Below are 18,312 nucleotides of genomic sequence, written 5' to 3'. Positions count from 1 at the left end.
GGCAAAAAATGGCAAGTCGCCTGTTGATCGTTGAGGATGACCGGGATCTGGCCGGGAATCTGATCGACTTTCTCGAAATTCAAGGCTACGTCACCGACTATGCCGCCGACGGCCATGCTGCGCTGAACCTGCTGACCGGCAACGAGTACGATCTGGTGCTACTCGACATGATGCTGCCCGGCATCGACGGCCTGACCATCTGCAGCCGGATTCGTCAGCAACTCCGGAGCAAGGTACCGGTCGTCATGCTGACGGCCAAGGATGAGGTCGACACCAAGATTGCCGCCTTCGATATCGGTGCCGATGACTACGTCGTCAAGCCTGCCTCGCTGCGTGAAATCGAGGCGCGGATTCGCGCCCTTATCCGCCGTTCCGGGCGCGAAAGCGACAGCGATCTGCTGGTCATTGGCGATCTGCGCATGGATGTGGGCACCATGAAGATCGAGCGGGCCGGTCAGGCCATCGTTCTTCCGCCGGTGCCGACCAAGATACTGATGCTGTTGATGCGCCGCTCGCCCAATGTCGTTCATCGTCTGGCCATCCATCGTGAAATCTGGGGCGACGAACCGGGTGACAATCATGCCCTCATCGTTCATATGCACACCTTGCGCAATGCCGTCGACAAACCCTTCGAGCGGCAACTCATCCATACCGTAAGGGGTTTCGGCTATCGTATCGCCCATGAACAATCAGCCCTATGACAGCCTGCGCCGAAAGCTGGTCCTTCCCTTTGTCCTGCTAGGTTTCTCGGTCAGCGCACTGCTTAGTCTGGTCACTTTTGGCCTGGTTGCCGAGCTTGAAGAAAATGCCATCGTGCGCATTCTGCAAGTCGAGATGGAAAACTTCCGCAATCGGAAAGCACAAAATCCGCTCGCACTGCCGCCATCGACGTCTGTTCTGAGCGGATATTTCCTGCCCGTCGAAGCGTTTCCCCTGGTTACCCCGGTCAAGCCGGGAAATGATCGAATCGAGCGCTTCCTCAAGGACAGCCAGGAATACTCCGTCCTCATCACCCATATTGACGACAAACCTTACGCGCTGTTCTTCGATCGAAGCTATGTCGCCACCAACCTCGGGCGTCTTGCCCTCTTCCTGCTGGTCGGCACAACGCTGATGAGTCTGCTCTCCTGGTTGCTTGGCGACCATCTGGCGGGAAAGGTCGTACGGCCGATCGGCAAGTTGCTGAACGAAATTTCCGAAAAGACGGCAAGCGCCAACCCGCTGGCCAATGCGCCGCTCAGCTTCGCGGTGGCGGACTACCCACCCGATGAAATAGGCCGACTGGTCCAGGCACTGGACCGTTTTTCCCTGCGTCTCCACGGTTTTCTTCAACGTGAAAGCTATTTTGCCGGCGATGTCAGCCACGAACTGCGCACGCCTGTCGCCGTGATACGCGGCGCAGCCGAAGTGCTGATCGAAAACCCCGACCTCCCCGAGCCGCTCCGCCAGCGCCTGGGCACGATCCATCGCCAAACCGTGCGCATGGGGCAAATGCTCGAAGCGATGTTGCTCCTCGCCACCGAAGGGGGTGAGGCTGGCGACCCTGCCTGCGCCATGGCCGAGGTCGTCGCTGATGCCATTGCCGATGCCAACCCGGCCCTGGCCGGACGGCCAGTCGAAATCACCTTCGAGGCGGCGGAACGTCCGATCCTGCCAGTCGAACGCTCGCTGGCCTATGTGCTGGTCAGCAATCTGCTGCGCAATGCCTGTGCCTACACCCGCGAGGGCAGCATCGCGGTTTATCTCGACAGCCAACGCCTGGAAATAACGGACAGCGGCATCGGCATCGCCGAGGAGCGTTTTCCATCGCTCTTCCAGCGACACGCCAAGGGGGAAGACAGCACCGGGCACGGCCTTGGCCTATCCATTGTGGCGCGCATCAGCCAACAGCTCGGCTGGAAAATCGACATTCAAAGCCGCCCCGGCGAAGGGACAAAAGTTTGCGTCGACTTCGCTACTGACGGAGAAGTCTAGGCCGGCACATCACCGGCCAGTTTTCAATTTTGGGCATTTTTTCCGGTTGACCGTGGGAATCTGCGTGGCCCCATCAAATGCTCAAGCCGCCCTCATAAAAAAGCTTTAGCGAGCCTTTCAGCCGCCGCCTTCAGCGTACTTTCCTGTTTGGCGAAACAGAAGCGGACAACGCGATCATCGCGCCCGTCGGCATAAAACACCGAGACCGGAATGACCGCAACACCGACTTCGCGCGTCATCCATTCGGCAAATTCCCGGTCGGGCAAATCCGAAATGCGGTCGTAGCGCGCCAGCTGGAAATAGGTGCCGCGACAAGGCAGCAATTCGAATGGCGTGGCAGCCAGCAATTCGCGGAAAAAGTCGCGTTTTTCCTGATAGAAGGCAGCCAGCCGGAGATGGCGGTCGGCGTCCTGCATGTATTCGGCGAGCCCCAGTTGCGAGGGCGTATGGACGGTGAACACGTTGAACTGGTGGACCTTGCGGAACTCGGCCATGAGCGCCGCCGGGCCGACGACGTAGCCGATTTTCCAGCCGGTGATGTGGTAGGTCTTGCCGAAGCTCGAGACGACGATGCTGCGCGCCGCCAGTTCGGGATGGGCGCACAGGCTGGCGTGCGGCTCGCCATCGAACAAAATATGCTCGTAGACCTCGTCGGAAAGCACGACGATGTTGGTGCCGGCGATCAATTTTGCGAGTTTTTCCCGGTCGACCGTGGAAAGCAGGCTGCCAGTCGGGTTGTGCGGCGAATTGACGATGATCATCCGCGTCTTCGGCGTGACAAGTTGCGCCACCTGATCCCAGTCCGGCGCATAGTCGGGAAAGCTCAGCTGAGCGTAGACCGCCGTGCCACCGACTGTTTCGATGGCCGGCACGTAGGAATCGTAAACCGGCTCGAAGACGATCACCTCGTCGCCCGGCCGCACGAAGGCGGCGATGGTCGTGAAGATCGCCTGCGTCGCCCCAGCGGTCACCGTGACTTCCGACTCGACGTCGTAGCGCACGCCATAGAGCGCCGCCACCTTGTCGACGATGGCCTGGCGCAACTCCGGCATGCCGGCCATCGGCGCGTACTGGTTGCGCCCGGCCAGCATGTGACGATGCACGGCGTCGAACAGCGCCGGCTCGGCCTGAAAATCGGGGAAACCCTGCGACAGGTTGACCGCCCCGCATTCGGCGGCGAGGCGCGACATGACGGTGAAAATGGTCGTCCCCATATCCGGGAAGCGAGAGTCGATACGGATAGGTGTTTGCATGATATTTCGGGTAGTTCTGGATCGCTTCACTATGCCACAATGCGGCTCCATGAACATCGACGGCATCCCCACCCACACCCTGCGCGCCCATCCTGAACAGCGCGCCATCGACATCATCGACCAGACCCGGCTGCCGCATGCGCTGCACTGGGTGCGCGTCACGACGCTGGATGAGGCGGCACACGCCATCCGCGCCATGCAGGTGCGCGGTGCGCCGCTGATCGGCGCCACGGCGGCCTACGGTCTGGCCATTGCGCTGGGCGAGGGTGCTGACGATGATTCCCTGCAAAAAGCCATCGACATCCTGTGGGCGACCCGGCCGACTGCCGTCAACCTGCACTGGGCACTGACCCGCATGAGCCGGCACCTGATGCCCTTGCCGGCGGCCACTCGCCACCAGGCGGCATGGCAGGAAGCCGCCGCCATCGCGGCGGAAGACATCGCGCAGAATCTGGCCATCGGCCAGCATGGGCTCGGCCTCTTGCGCCAGATCGCCCGTCGCCACGGCTCGGCCCTGAACGTCATGACGCACTGCAACGCCGGCTGGCTGGCCACGGTCGACTGGGGCACCGCGCTGTCGCCGGTCTATGTCGCCTACGACGCCGGACTGCCGGTGCATGTCTGGGTGTCGGAAACCCGGCCGCGCAATCAGGGCCTGCTCACCGCCTGGGAACTGGCCCAGCATGGCGTGCCGCACACGCTGATCGCCGACAACGCTGCCGGCATCCTGATGCGCGAGGGCAAGGTCGATGCCGTCATCGTCGGCGCCGACCGCATTGCGGCCAATGGCGATGTCGCCAACAAGGTCGGCACCTATCTCAAAGCGCTGGCCTGTGCCGACAACGGCATTCCGTTCTACGTCGCGGCGCCCCGTTCGACGATCGATTTTGATCTGCCGGAAGGCCGCTTCATCGACATCGAAGAGCGCCATGGCGACGAGTTCCGCCTTGTCCATGGCCTCGATGCCCGGGGCGTACCATCGGCCCTGCACCAGTTGCCGGAGCACGAGGCGGTGGCCAACCCGGCTTTCGACGTCACCCCGGCCCGCCTGGTTACCGCCATCATCACCGAGCGCGGCGTCTGCCCGGCCAGCCGCGACGGCCTGCTGGCGCTCTACCCGGAGGAAAACCATGGCTGACCTGCGCAGCGAACTGATCGCTGCCGCCCGCGCCATGCAGCCGGCCGGCCTCAACCGCAGCACCGCCGGCAATGTCAGCGTGCGCAGCGGCGACGGCTTCTACATCACGCCGACCGGCATGGCCTACGCCAGCTTGATCGAAGACGACATCCCGCTCATGGCGCTCGATGGCTCGCACGTCGGCCGCCGCAAGCCGTCGTCCGAATGGCGCTTTCACCGCGACCTCTATGCCAGTCGCCCCGAAGTCGGCGCCGTGCTGCATGCCCACTCGCCGTTTGCCGTCAGCCTGGCCTGCCTCCGCCTCGACATTCCGCCCTTTCACTACATGATCGCCCGCTTTGGTGGGGACACCATACGCTGCGCCGAATATTCCATTTTTGGCTCGGAATCCCTGTCGACCGTGGCAATGGCCGCCATGGCCGGACGTAGGGCCTGCCTGCTGGCCAACCACGGCATGCTCGTTGCCGGGCGCGATCTCGATGAAGCTTTGGCGCTGGCCATCGAACTGGAAGAACTTTGCGAGCAATACTGGCGGGCCTGCCAACTCGGTCAGCCGGTGCTGCTGTCGGCCGAGGAAATGGCTGCCGTGCTGGAAAAATTTTCGAGCTACGGCCAACAATGAGCGACGCCAACCACGACCTGACGCGCTGGGCGCACAACCATAGCTATTCGGCGGGCAACGCGGCGGCCGAACGCGGCACCCGCCTGGTCATGTGGATCACCATCGCCACCATGCTGCTCGAGATCGCTGCCGGCTGGTGGTTCAACTCGATGGCGGTGCTTGCCGACGGCTGGCACATGAGCTCGCACGCCCTGGCCATCGGCCTTTCCGCCTTTGCCTACGGTGCTGCCCGCAAGTACGCCGCCGACCCGAGCTTCGCCTTCGGCACCTGGAAAATCGAGGTACTGGCCAGCTATACGAGCGCCATCTTCCTGCTCGGTGTCGCCGCCGCGATGATTCTCGGTTCGCTTGAACGGCTGTGGTCGCCGCAGGAAATCCACTACCCGGAGGCGATGGCCGTCGCCATCCTCGGCCTGGTCATCAACCTGATCTGCGCGCTGATTCTCGGCAAGGCCCACGACCACGGGCACGACCATGGCCACCACCATGAACACGGCCACGATCATCACCACGACCTGAATTTGAAAGCGGCCTACATCCACGTCGTCACCGATGCCGCCACCTCGGTGCTCGCCATCGCCGCGCTGGCCGGCGGCTGGCTCTATGGCTGGGCCTGGCTCGATCCGGCGACCGGCATCGTCGGCGCCGTTCTCGTTGCGCTATGGGCGAAGAACCTGATCGTGCAGAGCGGCCGCGTACTGCTTGACCGCGAAATGGATCACCCGGTGGTCGCCGAAATCCGTGACGTCATCGCCCAGCTACCGGCCGCTGGCCAGACCGAGCTCACCGACCTCCACGTCTGGCGCGTCGGCACTGGCGCCTACGCCTGCGCCCTGAGCCTGCTCACCCACGACGAAACACTGACCCCCCTGCAGATCCGCGATGCGCTCGCCGTGCATGAAGAAATCGCCCATGCCACGGTCGAAATTCACCGCTGCGACCTCTGCTAGGTCCTCAGCTTTTAGCGGAAATCACTTGGCCAGCAATTCGTGCCGCTCGCGCTCGACCCGGGCGATGTAGCGCTGGATACGGTTTTCCTCGACCGTCGGCATATTCTCGAAGTGCAGGCCGACCCGCCATTGCTGCTGGCCGGTTCGTCCGACCTGCGGCGTAACGTGGCAAACCGTCGCACTGAAGAACAACTCGTGCTCGTCTTCGGGCAGGGCAAAATGGCAATTCTCCAGCCGTACCCCGGGAGCCAACCCGTCGGGCAGACTCAAGGCCGTCATGCCGAGGCCGGCCACCGAGATGTCATGTGCCGGCAGGTTGAGCAACCGCCCGCCAGCCTGCCGGCCGAAGAACTGCAGCGGCTTGCTGCGCGGCGTTTCGATCCGGAAGGTATCCCGCCGCTGCAGGCGGACAACATACTTGGGCAAGGCGACAGCAAATGCCTTGCTGCCTTCAAAAACCGTTTCCGTCGCCCGCCCGGTGCTGAATTGCACATGGATGCCGCCGGGGCGGCCGGAAAACACATTGCGGTTGCTCTGCAAAAGATGCCGGTTCACCTCGGCGCTGCCGCTGCAATCGAAAATCAGCCGGTCACCAGCCGGCTCGGCGTCGAGCAGGGTGGTCAGCATCATCTCCTCGCCGCCGAACGAAACCGTGAATTGATCCTTGTTCCGGGCAAAACCGACGAGTAAAAAGGCGATCGGCAGCGTACCGGTGACGTGAAAGCGCTCTTCGATCTCGGCTTCGGAAAGTTGGGCGATCTGACTCATGCCAGCTCCAGCACGCGCAGCAGCGAAGACGTATCATTCCGCCCCCAGCCCTGCGCCATCAGCGCATTGAGCTGCTGCGCCACAACGGCCGTCAGCGGCACGGGCACCCCGCTCTGGCGCGCCGCTTCAAGGACCAGCCCGAAGTCCTTGTGATGCAGGCGGGCGTCGATGCCGGCCGAAAAATCACGGCGGACCATCCGCTCGCCCATCACATCGAGCACGCGCGAGGCGGCCGAGCCACCGGCCAGCGCCTGCCTGACCTTGCCACAATCGACGCCGGCACCGGTGGCCAGGCGCATCGCCTCGGCTGCTGCCTGGATAGCGGCGACCATGATCATCTGGTTGCACGCCTTGGCGACCTGGCCGGCGCCATTCGGACCGATATGGACGATGCGCTTGCCCAGACAATCGAGCAACGGCCGCACCCGGTCGAGCACGGCTGCATCACCACCGGCCATGATGGCCAGCGTTGCGTCAATGGCGCCCTGCTCACCGCCGGAAACCGGGGCGTCGATAAAATGAATGCCTTTTTCGGCCAGCTTGCCGGCGATCTGCCGCGCTGCATCGGGCGCAATGGTCGAGCAATCGACCAGCACCGAACCAGGCGCCATGCCTTCAATCAGGCCATCATTGCCGAGCGCCACGCCCTCGACGTCAGGGCTCGATGTGATCACCGTAAACACCACCTCGCAGCAGCGCCCCAATTCGGCCGGTGTCGAACAGACCCGGGCCGACAGATCACCGATGCTTTCCGGGCGGCGCGCCCAGACGGCCAACTCGTGGCCGGCGCGCTGCAAGTGCATGGCCATCGGACGCCCCATGGCGCCGAGACCGATGAATCCTGTTTTCATTCCTGCCCCGACAAGCGCTCGAGCAATTTGAGCACGGCGATCGAATCCTCTTCGCCCATGCCGGAACCGACCATGGCATTGAACATCTGCGCTGTTGCGGCCGAGCCGGGCAGACAGAGGCCGAGTTCGTGCGCCGTCTGCATGACAATGTTCAAATCCTTTTCGTGCATCCAGCTCTTGAAACCCGGCTTGAAATTGCGGTCGAGCATGCGCTGGCCGTGATTTTCGAGAATTTTCGAGTAGGCAAAGCCACCGAGCAGCGCCTCGCGCACCTTGCCACGGTCAACGCCGTTTTTTGCCGCAAATGCAAATGCTTCGGCGACGGCCAGGACGCCCATCCCGGTGACGATCTGGTTGGCCGCCTTGGTGACCTGCCCGGCGCCGCTGGCGCCGACGTGCACGATGTTCTTGCCCATGCATTCGAAAGCCGGCTTTGCCTTGGCGAACGCTGCTTCGGAACCGCCGGCCATGATCGACAAGGTGCCGGCTATGGCGCCGACTTCACCCCCGGAGACCGGCGCATCGACAAAGTCCACACCAGCTGCGGCCAGATCTTCGCCAATCTTGCGTGCAGCGGCCGGGGCGATGGTACTCATGTCGACAGCGACCAGGCCGGGCTGGCCGGCGCTGGCCACGCCGCACATGACGTCGGCAACATCCGGCGCATCGGCCACCATCGAAATGACCAGTTCGTTGCCGCGGGCGGCGTCAGCCGGGCTGGCGGCACCCTTGGCCCCGGCCTCGAGCAGCGGTTGCATCGATTCGGCGCGGCGCGCCCAGACGGTGACGGCATGGCCACCCTTGATAAGATTGAGCGCCATCGGGCGCCCCATGATGCCAAGGCCGACAAATCCGATTTTCATACTGAACTCCGTCGCGAGAAGGCTAGATTTTAGCCGTCAACACCGCCCGCTCAAACAGTCTCAGGCAGACAGCGCGGCGTATTCCTCACAGCGACCGAAGCCAACCACCTCGGCAGCCGACACCGGCTGGTAAAAATGGAATCCCTGAACACGCTCGCATTCGAGCGTGCGGAGAAATTCCGCCTGGGCAAAACTTTCGACACCCTCGGCTACCAGTTGCAGGCCGAGCGAACGGCCGAGCATGACGATGGAGGTGACCAGCGAGGCGGCGTGCGTGTCGGTATCGACATCAGCCAGGAAGGAACGATCGATCTTCAGCCGGTCAAGCGGGAAGCGACGCAGGTAGGACAGCGAGGAATAACCGGTACCGAAGTCGTCGATGGCCAGCCGGACCCCCATGGCCTTGAGCTGGGCCAGCGTCTGGATGGCGGCATCGACGCCATGCATGACAGTGCTTTCGGTAATTTCCAGCTCCAGGCGCTCAGCCGGCAGGCCGGTTTCGGCCAGCACGCCTTGCACGGTCTGGACGAAATCGGGCTGGCGGAACTGATGCGCCGAAATATTGACCGCCATTTCACCCATGTCGATACCGGCGTCGAGCCAGCTCCGCACCTGGCGGCAGGCAGTCAACAGTACCCAGTGCCCGAGCGGCAGGATCAGGCCACACTCTTCGGCCACCGGAATGAACTCGGCCGGGGCAATCATGCCACGCAGCGGGTGACACCAGCGGACCAGCGCCTCGACGCCAACGACCTTGCCGCTCAGCAGATCGATCTGCGGCTGATAGTGCAGCACCAGCTGATTCTCGGCGAGGGCCCGCCACAACTCGCTTTCCAGATGCAGGCGCTTGTTGGCGGCGGCGTTCATCGACTCGGCGAAGAACTGGTAATTGTTTCGCCCGGCCGCTTTGGCCGCGTACATCGCTGCATCGGCATTGCGGATCAGCGTCAGGCCGTCCCGGCCGTCTTGCGGATAAAGGCTGATGCCGATCGACGGCGTACTGTGCAACTGATGACCGTCGATGTCACAAGGCTGGCCGATGGCGCTGACCAGACGATCAATCAACCGGACCACGGCAGCACTGTTGTCGAGCTGATCGAAGACAACGACAAACTCGTCTCCACCCAGACGGAACAGGCGTTTCGTGCGGTCCATTTCGGCCGTCAGCCGGCGGGCGATTTCAGCCAGCAAGCGATCTCCGGCGTGGTGGCCCAACGAATCGTTAACCGTCTTGAAATTGTCCAGATCGATGATGAGCAGCGCCAGATGGTTGATACCGGGCACCGCGCTGTCGAGCAGGTGGCCAAGGTGACCGTCGAGGGCCAGACGGTTCGGCAGGTTGGTCAATTGGTCGTGATGAGCCAGATACTCGAAGCGTTCGGCCTGGGCCTTGGCTTCGCTGATGTCGGCAAAGGTGGCGACAAAATGCGTAGCCTGCCCTGACTCATCGCGAATCGCCGTGATGCGCATCTGCTTGGGATAGATCGCGCCATCCTTGCGCCGGTCCCAGATCTCGCCTTCCCAGAGGCCGTTCTCGGCGACGAAATCCCAGATACTGCGATGAAAGTTCAGCCCCTGGTGACCCGAGCTGAGCATGGTCGGGGTCAAACCGAGAACCTCTGTTGCGGCGTATCCGGTCATCCGCTCAAAAGCTGCGTTGACCGACAGTATCCGCTGCGCCCCATCGGTCAGGATCATGGCTTCGGAAGCGTGGTCAATGATGCGCCGCTGCAGGGCGAGCTGGCGGCTGGCCTGATCGCGGATGCCGAACAACAGACGGCACCCTTCGATGATCAACACGGCGGCGACAAGCCCGATCGTCAATAACACAAAGCCCCATGCCGGCGCCCCCATCCCGAGGCTACGAGCGGAGTCGCCAGTCGGGTCAGCGGCAAGTTGTCGGTCGATCGACCACCAATCCAGACCAAGGGAGCACCAGGTCAGGACAATCGCCCCAAGGGCGAACAATACGAGTTTACGGCCAGCGAAAGCCGGATTCTGCACCACAGGGTAAGTAAGCCTTTAGTTATATAAAGGCAGTTTAACCCAATAAAAACAATGTTTCACGAAGTTTTTCTAAAGCCGATTCACATAAAAATCAGCCTTCATATCCAGGGCAATCTTGCCCTGGCTTAACCCCTGATCTGAAAGTGGATTTACCGCAATTTACCTAGCTGCCGCAAGATCCGTTGCTGCGCTTGACGCCCATTTTGGCGAGCAGTTTTTCCGGCGGGCAAAAGCCGGTGAAGCCGCTTTGCAGCAAGTTGAAACCGACAAAGGCGGTAAAGGCGAGGAACCACTTCGAGACGAAGATCGGGCTGCCGTCGAAGCCCAGGGCCAGGGAAAGAAGGATGAAAAAACCCGCCATGATGCGGATGATGCGTTCGATGGTCATGCTTGATGCTCCTTGCGGAATGCCGAGAAATAGAGAACGGGAATAACGACCAGGGTGAGCAGCGTGGACACCATGATGCCGAAGATCAGGGCGAGGGCCAGGCCGTTGAAGATCGGGTCGTCGAGAATGAACATGGCGCCGAGCATGGCGGCCAGGGCGGTCAGGGCAATCGGCTTGGCGCGCACCGCGGCCGACTGGATGACGGCCTCGCGGAACGGCATGCCGGTCGCCACTTGCAGCTTGATGAAATCGACGAGCAGGATGGAGTTGCGGACGATGATGCCGGCCAGAGCGATCATGCCGATCATCGAGGTTGCCGTGAATTGCGAGCCGAACAGTGCGTGACCGGGCATGACGCCGATGATGGTCAGCGGGATCGGGGCCATGATGATGAGCGGCACGAGATAGCTGCCGAAGTGGGCGACGACCAGCAGGTAGATCAGGATCAGGCCGACGCCGTAGGCGATGCCCATGTCGCGGAAGGTTTCATAGGTCACCTTCCACTCGCCATCCCATTTGACGCTGTAGCCGGCGTAAGGATCGTTCGGCTGGCGGATGAACCATTCGCCGAGCGTGCCGCCTTCCTTGAGCTCCATGCCGTTGATCTTGCTGCGGATGTCGAACATGCCGTAAAGCGGCGAATCGAGCTTGCCGCCCATGTCGCCGACGACGTAGACGACCGGCAGCAGATCCTTGTGGTAGATGGCCTTTTCGCGGGCTGCGTCACGCACTTCGACCAGCTCCGAAACCGGCACCAACTGGCCGTCACGTGAGCGGACACGCAGCTTGAGGAGCGCATCGAGGCTCGATTGCTTCTCGGCCGGCAGGGTCACACGCACCGGGATTTCGAACTTCGATTCGGTGTTGTGCGCTGGCGTCACATCCTGCCCGGCCAGACCCATGCTGACGACTTCGACGATGTCGCTCTGCGCCACGCCGAGTTGCGCCGCCTTGCTCTGCAGCACGTGCAGGATGACCTTGCGCGAATCGGCTTCGATGTAGTCGTCGACCGCGACGATGTCCTTGGTTTCCTCGAAAACCTTGCGCACCTGCTTGCCGACGCTCATCTGGCCCTTCATGTCCGGGCCGTAGATTTCGGCCAGGATGGGCGACATGACCGGCGGCCCCGGCGGCACTTCGACGACCTTGGCAACGCCGCCGTTGAACTTGCCGATGGCCTCGATGCGATCGCGTAGCGAAGCGGCGATTTCGTGGCTCTGGCGCGAACGGTTGTGCTTGTCAGCCAGATTGACCTGGATGTCGCCCTTTTCCGGCAAGGCGCGCAGGTAGTACTGACGGACCAGACCGTTGAAATTGATCGGGCTGGCCGTGCCGGCATAGGCTTGATAGTTGGTGACGTCCTTTTCGAGCGCCAGTTCGGCGCCGATTTCATGCAGCACGCGCGCCGTTTCCTCGACCGGCGTACCGACCGGCATGTCGAGGATGACCTGGAATTCGCTCTTGTTGTCGAAGGGCAGCATCTTGAGGACGACGAGCTGGAAGTAAGCCAGTGAGACCGAGCCGAGAATGAGCAGGACGACGGCAATGGCCAGCTTGACGCGCATCGCGCCGCCCTTGACCGGGTCGAGGAAAGGCGTCAGCAGTTTGCGGAAGGTGCTGTCGAGTTTTGCATCGAGCTTCGACGGCTGATGTTCACCGTGGGCGTTGCCATGCGACTTCATCATTCTTGCCGCCAGCCAGGGCGTGACGACAAAGGCGACGGCCAGCGAAATGGCCATGCCCATCGACGAATTGATCGGGATCGGGCTCATGTACGGCCCCATCAGGCCGGTCACGAATGCCATCGGGAGCAGCGCGGCAATGACGGTCAGGGTGGCGAGGATGGTCGGACCGCCAACTTCATCGACGGCCGGCGGGATGATTTCGAGCAGGCTTTTTTCCGGGTACAAGCCTTGCCAGCGGTGGATGTTCTCGACAACGACAATCGCGTCATCGACCAGGATGCCGATCGAGAAAATCAGCGCGAACAGCGAGACGCGGTTAAGCGTGAAACCCCAGGCCCAGGAGGCGAACAGCGTTGCAGCAAGGGTTAATGTGACGGCGACACCGACGATGACCGCCTCGCGTTTGCCGAGTGCGAAGAAGACGAGCAGGACGACGAAGGCCGTCGCAAAAATCAGCTTGCCGATCAGCTTCTGCGCCTTTTCGGTCGCCGTTTCGCCGTAGTTGCGCGTCACAGTGACCTCGACGCCATCCGGAATGACGGTGTTTTTCAGGTCATTTATCCGGTTGACCGCAGCAGTCGCCACATCGGCCGCATTGACGCCCGGCTGCTTGGAAATCTGCATCGTGACAGCGGGAAATTCGCCACTCTGGTCGCCGAACCATGCGTAGCGCTTCGGCTGATCCGGGCCATCTTCGACGGTTGCCACGTCGCTCATGTAAACCGGCTTGCGCTCGCTGGCTTCGCCGCGCACGGCGACGACCAGTTGCTTAACATCGGCGGCGGATTCGAGGTAGGTGCCGGTCTGGACCAGCACTTCGCGATTGCCGGAGGTCAGGTTGCCGGATGATTGCAGGGCGTTCGAGACTTTGAGCGCGCCGGCGATGTCCTGCGGCGTGATGCCGAAGGCATTCATCCGCTCGGCATCCATCAGCACACGAATGGCGTGGTCGGGGCCGCCGATGGTCGAGATGTCGCGCGTTCCCTTGATGCGCTTGAGTTCGATCTCGACGGCACGAGCGACCTGCTGGAGGTCGAAGGCGGAACGGTTCGGGTCCTTGGTCCAGAAAGTCAGCGCAACGATTGGCACATCGTCGATGCCGCGCGGCTTGATGACCGGCGCCATGACGCCAAGGTTAGCCGGCAGCCAGTCGCTGTTCGAATGCACGGTGTCGTAGAGACGGAGCACCGCGTCGTTGTATTTGACGCCAACGTCGAACTGCACGGTGATGATGGCCATGCCGGGGCGCGAGGCCGAGTACACGTGCTCGACGCCATGCAGGCGCGACAGCACCTGTTCGCCGGGACGAGCTACCAGATTTTCAACATCCTTGGCCGAGGCGCCGGGGAAGGCGATCATGACGTCGGCCATGGTCACGTCGATCTGCGGCTCTTCCTCGCGCGGCGTGACGAGGGTGGCGAAAAGGCCCATCAGGAAGGCGACCAGCGCCAGCAGCGGCGTCATCCGCGAATTCTGGAAGGCGGCGGCAATGCGCCCGGAAATACCCAAGCCCGCGCCGAGCGTAGTCTTCTCGCTGCTCATGACTTAATTAGCCGATTTCAGCTGAATACCAGCCTTGACCGGGTCGGTGACGACCTTGTCGCCGGCCGACAAGCCGGCCAGCACCTCGATCTCGCCCTGCCCGACGGCGTCGCCGAGACGCAACTGACGCAGCGACAGGCGATTGTCGGCCGTCTGCACATAAACCGCGGCCACTTCGCCACGACGCAGCACGGCACTGGCCGGCACGGTCAGCTTTTCCGACTGGCCGGTGATGAAATGCACACGCGCGAACATGCCCGGCGTCGCTTCCGGCACATCGGGCAATGTCACACGGACCTGCGAAACGTGCGTCGCGGCATCGGCCGTCGGCAGGACCTGAACCTTGACGGCATCGACCCACTTGCCCAGCTCGGGGAATTCGACGCGGGCGGTTTTGACATCGCGCATCGCCTTCAGGCGGTATTGCGGAATGCTCGCCGTGACGCGCAGCGTGCCCGGCTGGTAGATCGTGAACAGCGGCTTGCCGGGCGTTGCCATGTCGCCCATTTCGGCATGGCGGCGAGCGATGATGCCGGTCATTGGCGCGACGATGGTGGCGTGGCTTTGGCCCGCCCCGGCGGCAGCGCGGTTGGCAGCAGCGGCATCGAGATCGGCTTTGGCTTTGTCGAGCGCGGCGGCGCTCATGAATTTCTGGGAGACGAGGCTTTTGGTCCGGTCGTAACTGACTTTGGCATTGGCGTATTGCGCCTCGGCAGCGCGCGCCGCTTCGGCTGACTCGCGGCCGTCGATACGCATCAGGACATCGCCTTTTTTGACCGACTGGCCGGCGTCGACCTTGACCTCAAGGACGCGGCCTGCGATCTGGGCACCGACCGTCGCCTGCTGCACGGCCTCGACCAGCGATTCGGCCGGAAAGGCCAGATCGACGGCGTGCGGCTTGACCGTGATGACGGGCAAGGGTTCAGCCGCGAATGCCACGGTCAACCCGAAAAAAAGGCTAAAAACGAAAGGACGGAGAATGTTTGCGTTCATAAATATAAGCATACGCTAATTTATAGAGGTGGCACAAGCCATGCGCTTCTGATTCATTGATTTTATTGTGTTTTGTCCAAACCTACTGCGTAGATCATGAGGCCTACCAGATATTCCGGCAACGCGTTTCCTTGATCCACCAGCATGATGCTGCCCCCAGGATGGCGCAGACGGTCACCACCAGCACCCCGTGGCGCCAGGTTTCGACATCGTAGACACGAGCACCGCTGACCATTTCGCCCGTCCAGCCGAGGTCCATGACCCAGCCAACGAAGGGCTGCAAGAGCGCTGCTGTCATGAAGCCGCCCATGTTGGCGACGCTGGTCGACATGCCGGAGAGCAGCGGCGGATTGACTTCCTTGGCACAAGCCCAGGTCAGGCTGAAGCCGGCTGTGGTCAGGCCGAGCAAGGCGAAAAGCGCATATGAAACCGCGACCGGCATGCTGACGCAGGACAACAGGATCAGCCAGATCGCGCCATACAGATGCGAGGTCACGATGAGCACCGGCTTGCGCCGGCCCAGACGGTCGGACAGGCTGCCCAGCAACAGGCAGCCGACAGCAAAGCCGCCGAACCATAGCGACAGATGCGTGGTGGCGACCGATCGCGCCAGGCCGTGCACCTGCATGAGGTAAGGCGTCGCCCACAATCCGGCGAAGGTAAAAAAGGCGCCGCACATGCCGGTATTGACCAGCAGCGGCGGCCAGGTGTCACGGTTGCGAATCACCGAAAGCAGGCCGGAGATCACCACCGTCCGGTCGAAGCGCGGCTTCGGCGCAACATTGCCGCCTTCCGGCGCATCGCGGACGATCAGCCAGCACAGCACGCCAAGCACCACCGAGACGAAGCCAACACCGATGAACACACCGCGCCAGCCGGTCGCCTGCGCCACCGCCGAGAGCGGCGCGCCGGCTAGTACCGAACCAAGATTACCGATCAGCATGCAGATGCCGACCATGGTGGCGAAGCGGCTCTCCTCGAACCACACAGCGATCAACTTGAGCATGGCGATGAAAGTCACCGACACGCCCAGCCCGATCAGCGTCCGCCCGACCAGTGCCAGCTCGAGCGTTGGCGCCATGCCGAAGAGGAAACTGCCAGCGCCGCCAATCACCCCGCCCAAGGCCAGGATCCGGCGCGGTCCCAGGGTATCGGCAAGGATGCCAGTCGGCACCTGCATCAGCGTATAAACGTAAAAGTAAGTGGCCGCCAGGACACCGAGCGAGGCCGCCGATGTATCGAAAGCGGCGGCCAGATCCGGCGCAATGCCGGCCGGGGCAAAACGCTGGAAGAAAGACAGAATGTAGGCCACCGCGACGACGCCGAGGGCTATCCAGCGGCGGCGCATCTGCTCGTCGGTCAGTGCTTTCATTCTGTCTCGCTTCTCGTCATCCGGCGCCAGCGCTTACTTCTGGGCGAGAACCCACTTGGCCAGGGTCGCCGCTTCGGCATCGGTCACATTGTTCGCCGGCATCGGCACCTGGCCCCATTCGCCCTTGCTGCCCGCCTTGATCTTCGCCGTCAGCGCGGCCTCTGCACCCTTTTCAGCGGCTCGCTTGGCAGCGATATCCTTGTACGCCGGGCCGACAATTTTCTTGTCGATGGCGTGGCAGGTCATGCAGTTCTTGGCCTTGGCCAGTTCCGGCGATGCCTGTGCCGTGCCGGCAAGCAACAGGAAGGCGCCGGCAATCATGATGGTTTTTTGCATGTTTATTTCCCCCGAAAAATTGCGGCCGACGGAAATACCCGCCGAGAAACCGCCTAACCAAAAAATCTCTTCAAGACGCCATTTCGATCAACAAGGTCTCGATTTCGGTGCGCCCGACCGGGCTGGCCATGGCAATCAGCATGAAGCCGGGCTTGAGCAGAAAGTCATTGTCCGGATTGAACTGCCAACTGCCGTTGCGCTCGCGCACGGCGAGAAAGACGTAATTGGCGCTACGCAACTGCAGCACGCCGAGCGGCTTGGGAATGAATCCGGCCGGCACCGGCACCTCTTCGACGCGCAGGTTCTTCTCCGACTTGAGCATTTCGTCGAGGAAGGAAACCACATGCGGCCGGATCATCGCCGACGCGATGCGCATGCCGCCCGTAAAGTCAGGCGAGACGATGGCATCGGCCCCGGCCTTGCGCATCTTTTCGATGTTGCGTGTTTCGGTACAGCGCGCCACGACGCGCAACTCGGGCTTCAACTGCTTGGCCGTGATGACGATCATCAGGTTGCGCGAATCGTCGCCGGTCACCGCGAACAACCCCTTGGCATCTTCCAGGTCGGCGGCGATCAGCACGTCGTCGTCGCTGGCATCGCCGTTCAGGTAGAGAAAGCCGATGTTCTTTTCCTTGTACTCTTCCAGCTTGTGCAGGTCTTCGTCGATGCCGACGAAGTGCCGGTTGGTTGCTGCCAGTTCGTGCGCAATGTTGCGTCCGACCCGGCCGAAGCCGCACAAAATGTAGTGTCCCTTGAGTTTCCTGATCGTTTTTTCCATGCGTTTTCTCCGCAGGGTTCCATTAAGGTCGGTTTCGAGCAGCGCCACGGTGACGACCGAAAACAGCAGCGACAGATTGCCGGCGCCAAGAATGCCGATCACCACCGTCAAGATCCGTGCCGGCTGGTTGCTCGCCATGTCGATGATTTCGCCGAAGCCGATGGTGGCAACGGTGATGAAGGTCATGTAGAAGCAGTCGAACCACGAATATTTGCCCTCGGTCAGGACCATGTAGCCGATGCTGCCGAACAAATGCACGGCAAACAGCATGCCGAGCGCGACATAGAGCAGCCGGACGATATAGCCGGTCTGCAGGGTCCTGATCGGGGACGCGCTCGAGTTGCCGTTCATTCAGTCAGCGGCACCGATTGGGTCATGAAAATGACGGCTTTGCCGCCGTCCATATTGACGTGCAGTGACTCGACCAGCGGTGGGTTGACCGGCTGCTCGGCATCCCATTTGATGATGAAATTGGCGCCCGAGCCACCGGAAGCGTCGTTAAGTTCAACAAACAGCTCAAGCGTGCCGAGCGGCGGCACAACGGTCGGCGCAGGCACGCGCTCACCGAGCAATTTGCCGCCGGTATCGAAATACCTGGCCGACAGCACCCGGATCGAGCGCTTGATGTCGGTATTGCGAATGCTGACCAGGGCCGACAGCAAGACGTTGGATGCCTTGCCACTCTTGCCCAGATTGCCGTAGAGCATGTGCGAGTAGATCGGCAGGTAAAGCGTTTGCCCCTTGACCAAGGGCCTGGCCTCCTGGGCGAATGCCACGGTCGACGGCAAAAAA

Annotated in this window: 17 protein-coding genes; 5 read left to right on the top strand and 12 right to left on the bottom strand. The window is 62.1% G+C overall.

Annotated elements, in window-relative coordinates; translation table 11 throughout:
* Positions 1-8: 8 nt before the first annotated feature.
* Together AC07TV_RS04780 and AC07TV_RS04775 are read left to right on the top strand one after the other, a co-directional pair.
* Positions 9-701 (top strand): response regulator transcription factor, encoded by a 693-nt coding sequence (locus tag AC07TV_RS04780; RefSeq protein ID WP_494647254.1) that lies wholly within the window; start codon positions 9-11, stop codon positions 699-701.
* Entirely contained in the window at positions 682-1,974 is a 1,293-nt protein-coding gene (locus tag AC07TV_RS04775; protein ID WP_494647253.1) for a sensor histidine kinase, read from the top strand. Before AC07TV_RS04780 ends, AC07TV_RS04775 begins: the two co-directional genes overlap by 20 nt.
* A 92-nt stretch (positions 1,975-2,066) precedes the next feature.
* On the opposite strand, the gene AC07TV_RS04770 is transcribed toward AC07TV_RS04775, so the two are convergent.
* Positions 2,067-3,227: a pyridoxal phosphate-dependent aminotransferase gene (locus tag AC07TV_RS04770; protein WP_494647252.1), complete on the bottom strand. Its 1,161-nt coding sequence runs from the start codon at positions 3,225-3,227 to the stop codon at positions 2,067-2,069.
* Positions 3,228-3,276: 49 nt separating this feature from the next.
* Between AC07TV_RS04770 and mtnA the strand changes: the two genes are divergently transcribed.
* From mtnA to dmeF, 3 genes are read left to right on the top strand one after another with little or no spacing between them, the layout of a single operon-like run.
* A complete protein-coding gene (gene mtnA, locus AC07TV_RS04765; RefSeq protein ID WP_494647251.1) occupies positions 3,277-4,365 on the top strand; it encodes an S-methyl-5-thioribose-1-phosphate isomerase in 1,089 nt (362 codons plus the stop codon).
* Entirely contained in the window at positions 4,358-4,987 is a 630-nt protein-coding gene (locus tag AC07TV_RS04760) for a class II aldolase/adducin family protein (RefSeq protein ID WP_494647250.1), read from the top strand. The genes mtnA and AC07TV_RS04760 overlap by 8 nt, the downstream gene beginning before the upstream one ends.
* On the top strand, positions 4,984-5,937 hold the full coding sequence (gene dmeF / locus AC07TV_RS04755; protein WP_494647249.1) for a CDF family Co(II)/Ni(II) efflux transporter DmeF: 954 nt from the start codon (positions 4,984-4,986) through the stop codon (positions 5,935-5,937). The genes AC07TV_RS04760 and dmeF overlap by 4 nt, the downstream gene beginning before the upstream one ends.
* Positions 5,938-5,958: 21 nt before the next feature.
* Here the strand turns inward: dmeF and AC07TV_RS04750 are convergent, their stop codons facing one another.
* From AC07TV_RS04750 to AC07TV_RS04700, 11 genes are all read right to left on the bottom strand, one after another.
* On the bottom strand, positions 5,959-6,705 hold the full coding sequence (locus tag AC07TV_RS04750; protein ID WP_494647248.1) for a flagellar brake protein: 747 nt from the start codon (positions 6,703-6,705) through the stop codon (positions 5,959-5,961).
* Complete coding sequence (locus AC07TV_RS04745; protein WP_494647247.1) at positions 6,702-7,556, bottom strand: NAD(P)-dependent oxidoreductase; 855 nt, start codon at positions 7,554-7,556, stop codon at positions 6,702-6,704. Before AC07TV_RS04745 ends, AC07TV_RS04750 begins: the two co-directional genes overlap by 4 nt.
* Positions 7,553-8,419 (bottom strand): NAD(P)-dependent oxidoreductase, encoded by an 867-nt coding sequence (locus AC07TV_RS04740; protein WP_494647246.1) that lies wholly within the window; start codon positions 8,417-8,419, stop codon positions 7,553-7,555. Before AC07TV_RS04740 ends, AC07TV_RS04745 begins: the two co-directional genes overlap by 4 nt.
* A 60-nt stretch (positions 8,420-8,479) precedes the next feature.
* Positions 8,480-10,387 carry a putative bifunctional diguanylate cyclase/phosphodiesterase gene (locus AC07TV_RS04735; protein ID WP_494647245.1) on the bottom strand — a complete coding sequence of 636 codons (1,908 nt, stop codon included), beginning with the start codon at positions 10,385-10,387 and terminating at the stop codon, positions 8,480-8,482.
* Between the two features lie 202 nt (positions 10,388-10,589).
* Positions 10,590-10,814: a YgaP family membrane protein gene (locus AC07TV_RS04730; protein WP_310494898.1), complete on the bottom strand. Its 225-nt coding sequence runs from the start codon at positions 10,812-10,814 to the stop codon at positions 10,590-10,592.
* On the bottom strand, positions 10,811-14,041 hold the full coding sequence (locus AC07TV_RS04725; protein WP_494647244.1) for an efflux RND transporter permease subunit: 3,231 nt from the start codon (positions 14,039-14,041) through the stop codon (positions 10,811-10,813). Before AC07TV_RS04725 ends, AC07TV_RS04730 begins: the two co-directional genes overlap by 4 nt.
* 3 nt (positions 14,042-14,044) lie before the next feature.
* A complete protein-coding gene (locus AC07TV_RS04720; RefSeq protein ID WP_494647243.1) occupies positions 14,045-14,980 on the bottom strand; it encodes an efflux RND transporter periplasmic adaptor subunit in 936 nt (311 codons plus the stop codon).
* A gap of 157 nt (positions 14,981-15,137) precedes the next feature.
* On the bottom strand, positions 15,138-16,406 hold the full coding sequence (locus AC07TV_RS04715; protein ID WP_494647242.1) for an MFS transporter: 1,269 nt from the start codon (positions 16,404-16,406) through the stop codon (positions 15,138-15,140).
* Between the two features lie 33 nt (positions 16,407-16,439).
* Positions 16,440-16,742 (bottom strand): c-type cytochrome, encoded by a 303-nt coding sequence (locus AC07TV_RS04710; RefSeq protein WP_494647241.1) that lies wholly within the window; start codon positions 16,740-16,742, stop codon positions 16,440-16,442.
* Positions 16,743-16,812: 70 nt separating this feature from the next.
* Positions 16,813-17,871, bottom strand: a complete 1,059-nt coding sequence (locus AC07TV_RS04705) for a potassium channel family protein (protein WP_494647240.1) — start codon at positions 17,869-17,871, stop codon at positions 16,813-16,815.
* Positions 17,868-18,296: a DUF3124 domain-containing protein gene (locus AC07TV_RS04700; RefSeq protein WP_494647239.1), complete on the bottom strand. Its 429-nt coding sequence runs from the start codon at positions 18,294-18,296 to the stop codon at positions 17,868-17,870. The genes AC07TV_RS04705 and AC07TV_RS04700 overlap by 4 nt, the downstream gene beginning before the upstream one ends.
* Positions 18,297-18,312: the final 16 nt, after the last annotated feature.

It is taken from the genome of Azonexus sp. GW821-FHT04F04, from assembly GCF_059420025.1.
Note: the sequence above shows the minus strand (reverse complement) of the source record. Positions and strands in the feature narration are given on the sequence as shown.